The sequence below is a fragment of the Candidatus Sericytochromatia bacterium genome (assembly GCA_035285325.1).
Taxonomy (GTDB): domain Bacteria; phylum Cyanobacteriota; class Sericytochromatia; order S15B-MN24; family JAQBPE01; genus JAYKJB01.
The window spans coordinates 25,956-34,379 of record JAYKJB010000012.1 but is presented as its reverse complement, the minus strand read 5'-3'; the positions used below and the strand labels follow the sequence as shown (position 1 = coordinate 34,379).

The window sequence follows — 8,424 nt, the reverse complement described above, 5'->3', positions numbered from 1 at the left end:
TTGCCCCCGCCGTTGCCGGTCTGATTGCTCTGACCATTGGCCACCCCATTGCCGGGTTGGGGGTTGGCCACGACGTTGCTGGTCTGGTTGTTCAGGCCATTGGCCACCCCATTGCCGGGTTGGGAGTTGGCCACGACGTTGCCGGTCTGGTTGCTCAGGCCATTGGCCACGCCATTGCTGGCTTGGGAATTGCCCCCGGCGTTGCCGGTCTGGTTGCTCAGGCCATTGGCCACGCCATTGGCAGGCGGTGCGGTACCCGTCATCCCCAGCGCAGCAGGGGCCGCGGCATGTACAGGATTCAAGCTGTGAGCAGGGAGGTCAACGGCCGTCTTTCCCTGCTGGACGTTTTCGAGCGTCAGTTGGGCCTTGGCGTCGCCGGCCGCGTGGGTGACCTGGACGCGGCCGTCATCGCCCTCGCTGGTCACCGTCTCACTCGCCAACACGTTGCCTGAGGTCGCGAGCGAGGTATCCCGTCCACCCGCTTGGACCACCCTGCCCTCGCCTGTCAGGGTGCCGTCCGATTCGACGGTCTTGTCCCATTCGACGCGCTCACTGGTCCCATCTGGTGCGTGAATGGTGGTGTTCGAGGTCAGGGCCACACGGCCATCCGTGAGCAACACGCGACTGCGCTCTGCCTGAATGGCCAAGCCGTCGACGGTGCCTTCGAATCGTTGCGTGATTTGAAGCACAGTTCCCTGGTCGTCGCTGTCGCGACTCACCGTGATGCGCCCGTTGGCCACGGTGAAGGTTCGGACGAAGGAGCTTCCACCCGCTGGATGGGTTGTCACCACCGCTTTCTCTACGGCCTGGTAGGCTCCCATTCGCTCGCGGAGACCCGGTTTCAGCTTTTCCAGCAGCTGGGCTTCGCGGTTGGCGTGTTTGCGACGGGCCTCCGAACGGCCTTCAGGGCTCAGCTTGGCGTACGCGGCGCGGGCGCCTGCAGATGAACGGTCTGAGTTGGTGGTCGTGGCCTGCAAGCGGAACCCGCCTCTGACAAATGGAACGGCATCCGAGCGGGTCAAGTTCGCTCCATCCATACCAATCAGGGTGGAACTGTCCAGTCCAATCAAATTGGCAGCGTCCATACCAATCAGGGTGGAGCTGTCCATGCCAATCAGGTTGCTTCCGGAGAGCACCTCGGCATCCTGCAGCAAGCTGTCGACCTTGAGCTGCAACGCCAAGGGAACAGCCAGAGCCTTCAGTTCCTGTGAGCGTTGGGATGAGCCCTTGGGCTCGGGGAGGGCAGCCAGCAGGGACTGAGCCGACGGTGCATTCTCGTAGCTGGTGACTGCCGTGAAAGCGTTCCCCACAGGGTTTGTGGTCACCCTCGGCGGCTTCGCGGGCTGCGACAGCGCGTCTGCCAAACGCGCTTGCCCGACCTCAAGCGCAATCGGTGCCTGGCGCAGCGTCGGCACGTTTAGCTTGCTCGTGCACCCTGGCGACGCGACGAGCGCGTAGCCAATCAGCAGATTTCTGAGAAGTCGGGCCACGGGTGAACGCACGGCCGCCTCCTGGACGCGAGGGATGCCCCTCTTGAGGGACATACCACGGATTGCGCATCTAAAACGTGATCCCTGGCATGTCACAAACTTTTCTCAAGTTTGCTTCAGCGCCACCCGCGCAGCATTGTAGCCGCACGCCCCCATCACGCCGCCGCCGGGGTGCGCCCCGCTGCCGCATAGCAGCAGGCCCTCGATCGGGGTCGTGTAACCGGACCAGCCGGCGACCGGCCGCATGCTGAAGAGCTGGTCAGTGGTCATATCGCCGTGGAACAGGCTGCCCCCCGTCAGGCCGAACTCCGTTTCGAGGTCGGCCGGTGAGAGGGCGTGGATGTGCAGGATTTTCGAGCGAATGTCCGGGGCAAATTCCTCCGCAACGCGGATGACCGACTCCACGAAGGCGTCCTTGCGGGCCTGATCCCACTTCCCTTCGGCCAGCTGGTAGGGCGCGTACTGGCAGAACATGGACATGAAATGCTGACCCGGCGGCGCGATGCTGTCGTCGAGCAAGCTGGGAATGCAGGCCTCCACCACCGGACGCTCGGAAGGATGGCCATACTTGGCCTGGTCGAAGGCGCGTTCCATCTGGTCGATGCTCTGGCTGAAGTGAATCGTGCCCGTCAGCCACTCGCGCGGATTCGCCCCGGCGGGCAGGTGGGTGAAGGTCGGGAGCCCCGAAAGGGCCAGGTTGACCTTGAACGAGGCGCTGCGGTAGCGGATCGCCGCCACCGCGTCGGCGAACTCGCCGGGTAGCTGGTCGCGCCCCACCATTTGCAGGAAGGTGCGGTTGGGATCGGCGTTGGAGAGCACCTGACGGGCCTTGATCGTTTCCCCGCTTTCCAGTTCGACGCCGATGGCGCGGCCGTTTTGCACCAGAATGCGCTTGACGGGCGACGAGGTCCGGATCGTCGCCCCGTGGGCTTCGGCCGAGCGCGCCAGGGCCTGGGTGAGGCCCCCCATCCCGCCCCGGACGTAACCCCACACGCCGCGCCGCCCGTCGACGCCACCCATGACGTGATGCAGCAGGACATAGGCCGTGCCTGGTGTGCGCGGGCCAGCAAAGGCGCCGATGATGCCATCGGTGGCCAGCACGGCCTTGAGTTGCTCCGATTCGAAAAAGCGATCCAGGTAATCGGCCGCGCTGGAGCTGAGCAACTCGATCTGCTTGGCGCGATCGGCGGCGGACAGGTGCCAGGCGTGCAACGCGAGGGGCAGCGAGGAGACCAGCGAGAACGGGTTTTTGACGGAGATATCCGGTGGCACGGCGGTCAGGATCCGCTCGGCAAACTGGGCCAGGCGCTCAAGCTGGGCGTGGTAGGGGCCCCAGGCCTCGGCGTCTTTCTGGGAGAAGCGGGCGATCTCTGCCCGGGTCTTTTCGCCGTCGGCAAAGAAACGCAAGGTGCGTCCATCCGGGAAGGCCGCCAGGGAAGACGGATCCCGCACGATGAAGTCGTAACCGTACTTCTTGAGTTCCAGGTCGCGCACCACCTGAGGCAGCAGCAAGCTGACCACGTAGGACGTCACGGACATCTTGAAGCCGGGATAGCGCTCCTCGGTGACGCAGCAGCCTCCGACCACCTCCCGGCGCTCCAGAACCGTGACCTTGCGTCCGGCGCGCGCCAGGTAGCCAGCGGCGATCAGGCCGTTGTGGCCGCCTCCCACGATGATGCAATCGGTGGTCACGGATGCTTCTCCTTTGCTGCCGACATGGTTCCTGGTCAGGTGCATCGGTCGCTTGCCCGCGCCGCTCGCCAGAGCCGTTGGCAAGCGGGGATGGACTCTCGCTGCGAGCATACCCGGGCAAGGCACGCTTGATTCAGCCTTGCGGCGGGCAGCGACGGCGGCACGCTTGGCGGGGAACGGCGTCCATGGTTTGCTGAGGCGGGTGGGCCGGGCCTCCGTGGGGTGTCGCCTGCGCGCTCCCTGCCTGTGAGACCTGCCCGTGACCGATTCTCCCGTGCGTCGCTGCAAGCCCTTTCTGCGTGATTATCCTGATCGTGGGATGGCCCTGGTCGAGACCATTCAGGCCGAGCAGGCCTGCTTGCGCGAGGCGCTGGCCAGCGCGGACCTCGCCGCCGAACGCCAAGCCCATGGGGCTCTGGGAGAAGCTTTCCGGGCTCTGGGGCAGCATGACCGCGCCCTGCCGCATCTGGCTCGCGCGCTGGAGTTGGCCCGCGCGGAGGGCTCTCCGCGGGGCCTGCTGCAGGCCGTCTTGCGGATGGCGATCGGCTTGCAGTACGCCCATCGCCACGAGGCGGCCGAGCCTCTTTTCGAGGAGGCGCTGGCCATGGCCCGTCAACAGGGCTTCCTGCTGGATCACGTCCTGATGGCAGCGGGCAAATGTCACGCGGAGCGTCGCCGCTGGGAAGTGGCGGTGGCAGCCTTCGAGGAGGCCCTGGCGATCCGACGGGGGCGAAGCACGCCGGATGCCCAGGGGGCCGCTGAGGAGGCCCTGGAGGCCGCCCGCCAGGCCCTCGGTCGGGGTGGCAATTAACAGTAAATTAACCGCCTCATAAGAAGGTTGGACGCCGGCGCCGGCGATGACATGCTCAGCACCCCGCTCGAGAGAGGTTTGCGTGATGCCCGCCGTGCCCGCCACCGACAACGCCCGCGTTCTGATGTCGCAACCCCCCGCGTCGCCTGCGACGCGCGAGGAGGCGCTCAAGCGCATGGCCGAGCGGCTGGAATCGGTCGGCATGGGGGCGGACGCCTACACCCAGGTGGCGGCGCGCTCGAGCCTGCCGGGCAAGGCCTATCAGGCCACCCGGGCGATTGGCAGCTCCGTGATCGGCAACGTCAAGGGCGCCTTGTGGTTCACGGGCCTCTTTTCACTGGCCTGGAATGCCGGAACGGTACTGTTTGGCCGCACCAGCGTGCCGGATGCGGGTGCCAACGTGGCCGGCGACCTGGTGTCCAACGTGGTGGGGGGCGCGGCCGGCGCCACCGCCTCGACGCTCGGCACCCTGGTGCTGGGCGCGATCTTGGGCCCCGGGCCGGTGCTGACGGTTTCCGCCGCGGGCCTGGGCCTGGTGATGTTCTTCGTCGCGGACGCGCTGGTCAAGCGCAGCGGGTTTTACAAGCAGACCAAGGTGCAGGTGCGCCAGATGCTGAGTCAGGCGAGCTGAACGCGCGGAGCGACGGTCCGCCCGCCGGGCCACCAGCGCCCGTCGCCCTCAGAGGTGGGCGAACAGGCCGCCGGGCAGTCGTCGCACCAGGCCTGCCAGTTCGAGTTGCAGCAGGCCTGCGCTGAGCACGGGGAGGCCCAGCGGGAGCTGCTTTTCAAGCTGACTCAGGCTCAGGGGTTGTCCACGCAGTGCCGCCAGCAGACGTTGCTCTGCCTCGGGGCGCGCCGCCCTCACCGGAGCAGGCCTGGCTGGCCAGCCGCACGCATTCAGCACGTCCTGCGCGCTTTCGACCAGCACGGCTCCATCGCGCAGGAGCGCGTGAGGGCCTTCGCTGCCCGGGGCGCCCACGGGGCCGGGCAGGGCCAGGACCTCGCGTCCCAGTTCGAGCGCACAATCGGCCGTGATCAGGCTGCCGCTGCGCGCGCGGGCCTCCACCACCAGGGTTCCCCGCGCCAGGGCCGCGATCAGACGGTTGCGCCGGGGAAAGGCGCCCGGCACGGCACGCTGTTCCGGCGGTAACTCGCTGATCAAGGTGCCCCGCTGGGCGATCGCCGCGTACAACCCGCGGTGGTGGGCAGGATAGACGTGCAGCAAACCGCAACCCAGCACCGCGGTGGTGAGGCCCGTGCCTTCCGCGGGCGGATGCGCCAGCGCCCCCCTGTGGGCAGCCCCGTCGATGCCACTGGCGGCGCCTGAGACGACGTTCACGCCGGCCGCAGCGAGTTCGCGGGCCAGTCGGCCGGCTTGCTGCAGGCCGTAGGGGCTGGCATCGCGCGTGCCGACGATCGCCACGGCCCGCTCAGGCAAGGGCCAGACCCCGCGCACCCACAGCACGGCGGGGGCATCCGCCAGCTGGGTGAGCGCCTCGGGATAGTCGGGGTCGATGCGGCAAATAACGCGCAGACCGGCCTGCTGGTCCTGCTCCCAGGCGCGGGCAGGGTCCAGCGTCCGGCGGGCCTGGATCAGGACTTCCAGCTCCTTGCCGGGGACGATCGCCGCCGAGCGGAGCTGCTCGCCAGAGGCTTGCCAGGCCTGCACCAGGCTGCCAAAGGTGGCTTGCAATCGGGCCATGCGCCGAGGGCCCACGCCCGGCAGGCGGGCCCAGGCGCCCCAGTACATCCGCTCGTTCAACGTCATGCTTCCAGGGTAGCGAGCAGCCCACGGAGGTGCAAACCACATCAGCCGAACAGCTCCTGAAATTGCGGATTTCGGGCGTCCCCCCCCCGGCGCTTGCTTAGTCTTATATTAACCAAAATAAAACCATTTATTAGCTTTTTTCGATTGACCGCGCGGGGGGGCCTCCCGCACGATCATGGGGGATGTTTGTTTGCCTTCGCTTTTTGACTCGCCACCTGTCGCTCGCGTGCCATCCGCAGCGGCTGAGCAGCCCTGCTCGGCTGGGACTGTTGGCGTTGGGCCTGACCGCCCTGGCGGCCTGCGGGCGATCGCCGGGGCGACCGTTCGACGCGCGTCCCGAGCTCAGGCTGAGCGCCCGTGCCATCAAAAACTGGACGGCCGCTCCCGACCTCCCAGCGCTTCGGCAGGGTAGCGTGGGAGGCGGTTTCGACGGGGCCTTCCTGGTCGTGGGGGGAGCCAGTCCCCAGGGGGGACGCCTGACCCGCGTCGACGCCTTGGGGGCTGATCTTCGCTGGCAGGCGCGTCCCGCATTGCGGGTGGCGCGCTCCGCGCCGGCGTTGGCGCTCGGACCTGATCACACGCTGTACGTGTTCGGTGGGCGCGGCGACACCAAGATTCTGGCGGCGGTGGAACGCTGGGCCCCGGGCCGACGCGAGTGGGAAGCGCTGAGCGCCATGCCCGAGGGGCGTGCTGAGGCGGCGGCCGCCAGCTGGCAGCAGGACCTCTTCGTGCTGGGTGGTTTCAATGGTCGCCCGCTCCGGACGGCCTGGCGCTTCACGCCGGCCACCTCCGAATGGCGTCGCTTGCCGGATATGCCCGCGGCCCGAACCGGCTGCGTCGCGGTGGCGATGGGCGAGCGCCTCGTGGTGGCGGGGGGACGCACCCCGGACGGGCTGACCGAGCGGGTGGACATCTTCGACCTTCAGCGGGGCGAATGGATCCCCGCGGCTCCCCTGGCAGCCCCGCGGGCCTACGCCGCCGCCTTCGCCTGGGCCAATCAGATGTACGTGCTGGGCGGGCGCGGCGTCAACGGCCCGGTGGCCACGGTGGAACGTTACAACCCGGCCCTGAACGCCTGGACCCGTGAGTCGGATCTGCCCGTGGCGATCGAGGCTCCGGTGGCGGGCGTGCTCTGGCAACCTCTGGCCGAGGCCACTCTGGTGCTCAGTGCCGGAACCGTGGGGGGCCAGCCCAACCGGCGCACCTGGATGCGCCCGCTGACGCCCTGATGGTGGCGCTGGGCCGTACGCTTTTCAGGGGAGGGGGCCGTCCCCACTGAGGCTGGTCCGCAGGCGCTGCCACTGGCCTTGCAGGCCGTCGCGTTCGTCGCCCGCGCTCAGGCACTGGGCCAGCTTCTCACTGCTGCTCTTCTCGACGGCGGATAGCACGCGGCCGAGCGTTGCGCGGTGGCTTCGATAGGTCTCCTGGGCCCGCTGCGGGTGGCGGATCGCCTCCCGGATCGCGTGGCGCATGTTCAGCACCCAGTACTGGATCACCCGAAGCTTCAGTTCTTCCCATTCGTCGGCGATGGCGGCAGCCCGCCACGTCGGGTCGTCCTGGCTGACGCTCTGCTCCAGGCAGGCATTGCCGAGGTTCTCCAGGGCCACGTTGATGCCATCACCCGCGGCGTTCAGGGGCGGCAGGGCCCGTCCGGCCAGCCGGTCCGCCAGACACCAGTCGGCGTAAGCGTCCACATAGTCGCCGGCGACATCCAGCTGTTCGTCCAGCTCGGTCAGGGCAGAGGCGCCGAAGAACACCAGATTTTCCGACGAGAAGCGCTGCAGATCGCTTTCCTGCGGAAGCCGGCCGTACAGGTTCTGAAAGTGCCGGTAATTGCCGGAGCGTCCCAGGCTGCGCTGGGCCTCTCCCAGGGCCTGGCTGCGCAGCCGCAGCACCTCCCACGTCATGCGCACGGCAGGGCCGTGTTGGCGTTTCCAGGCTGCGAAGTCCTGCAGGTGTCGCAGCGCGCGCGTCAAGGCCTGAAACGAGGCCTGAACCGCTGCCGGGGGAACCCCATCGGCCTGCAACGCCTTGATGTGGCGACCCGGTTCGGGTAGCCCCGTGTCACGGGCCCCGTTGGGGCGCCGCAGCAGGGCGGCATCGGTTGTCCAGAGCTGGTAGAGGATATCCTGCTGGGTCTCGCTCAGCAGCCCCGTCAGGCCTTGCCAGCCGGCCAGAGTGGCTTCACGCTGCGCGGCCACGTGGCGCAGATCGGTCGGCAGGTCGCGCGTGAGGTGGCGCCAGTTCTGCTCGGCCGCCGCGACGCGGGCCTGATACTGGGCCACGGCCGCCTGGTATTGCTCGCTGCGGCTTCGGACCTCGCTCACCTGGGCTTGCAGGCGCTCACTGCGAACGCGCTGGGCTTGGGCCTCGTCGCTGCCCAAGGGCGGCGCGCTCGGTTGGCTGGAGGGAGGTTGGTTGGCGTGCGCGCCTGGCCTGAGCGGCTTGGCCCGCGCGGTCACCTTGGCCTGCGTGGTCGGCCTGGCCTGCGCGGCGGTTGGAAGCCACCCCCCCTGACCCACGAGCACCAGCACCACCCCCAACCGCCAGGTCCAGCTGGACCTGGCTCGCCCGGACCTGCGGAACGAGGGAATGGTTGGCGCGGTGGAACGGGGGGCGGAGACGAACACGCGAGTTTCCTGAAAGCGAGCTGCTGGTCTTAT

Annotated in this window: 7 protein-coding genes; 3 read left to right on the top strand and 4 right to left on the bottom strand. The window is 68.2% G+C overall.

The annotated features are described in order from the left end of the window. Both VKP62_02085 and VKP62_02080 read right to left on the bottom strand, forming a co-directional pair. Positions 1–1,502, bottom strand: a 1,502-nt coding sequence (locus VKP62_02085) for a hypothetical protein (GenBank protein ID MEB3195968.1), incomplete at its 3' end; no start/stop codon positions are given. Between the two features lie 93 nt (positions 1,503–1,595). Continuing rightward, on the bottom strand, positions 1,596–3,182 hold the full coding sequence (locus VKP62_02080; protein ID MEB3195967.1) for an NAD(P)/FAD-dependent oxidoreductase: 1,587 nt from the start codon (positions 3,180–3,182) through the stop codon (positions 1,596–1,598). 259 nt (positions 3,183–3,441) lie between these two features. Here VKP62_02080 and VKP62_02075 point away from each other — a divergent pair, with 259 nt between their 5' ends. After that, on the top strand, positions 3,442–3,993 hold the full coding sequence (locus tag VKP62_02075; GenBank protein ID MEB3195966.1) for a tetratricopeptide repeat protein: 552 nt from the start codon (positions 3,442–3,444) through the stop codon (positions 3,991–3,993). An 85-nt stretch (positions 3,994–4,078) separates the two neighbouring features. Beyond that, positions 4,079–4,624 carry a hypothetical protein gene (locus tag VKP62_02070; protein MEB3195965.1) on the top strand — a complete coding sequence of 182 codons (546 nt, stop codon included), beginning with the start codon at positions 4,079–4,081 and terminating at the stop codon, positions 4,622–4,624. Positions 4,625–4,672: 48 nt separating this feature from the next. Here the strand turns inward: VKP62_02070 and dprA are convergent, their stop codons facing one another. After that, entirely contained in the window at positions 4,673–5,803 is a 1,131-nt protein-coding gene (dprA, locus tag VKP62_02065) for a DNA-processing protein DprA (protein MEB3195964.1), read from the bottom strand. Positions 5,804–5,943: 140 nt separating this feature from the next. Here dprA and VKP62_02060 point away from each other — a divergent pair, with 140 nt between their 5' ends. Continuing rightward, on the top strand, positions 5,944–6,990 hold the full coding sequence (locus tag VKP62_02060) for a kelch repeat-containing protein (GenBank protein MEB3195963.1): 1,047 nt from the start codon (positions 5,944–5,946) through the stop codon (positions 6,988–6,990). Between the two features lie 24 nt (positions 6,991–7,014). On the opposite strand, the gene VKP62_02055 is transcribed toward VKP62_02060, so the two are convergent. Next, complete coding sequence (locus VKP62_02055; GenBank protein MEB3195962.1) at positions 7,015–8,391, bottom strand: hypothetical protein; 1,377 nt, start codon at positions 8,389–8,391, stop codon at positions 7,015–7,017. Positions 8,392–8,424: the final 33 nt, after the last annotated feature.

What these genes read in the sequence shown, in the direction of transcription:
- VKP62_02070 (MEB3195965.1), top strand. Translation starts at nt 4,079, where the DNA reads ATGCCCGCCGTGCCCGCCACCGACAACGCCCGCGTTCTGATGTCGCAA.
- dprA (MEB3195964.1), bottom strand. Translation starts at nt 5,803, where the DNA reads ATGTGGTTTGCACCTCCGTGGGCTGCTCGCTACCCTGGAAGCATGACG.
- VKP62_02060 (MEB3195963.1), top strand. Translation starts at nt 5,944, where the DNA reads ATGTTTGTTTGCCTTCGCTTTTTGACTCGCCACCTGTCGCTCGCGTGC.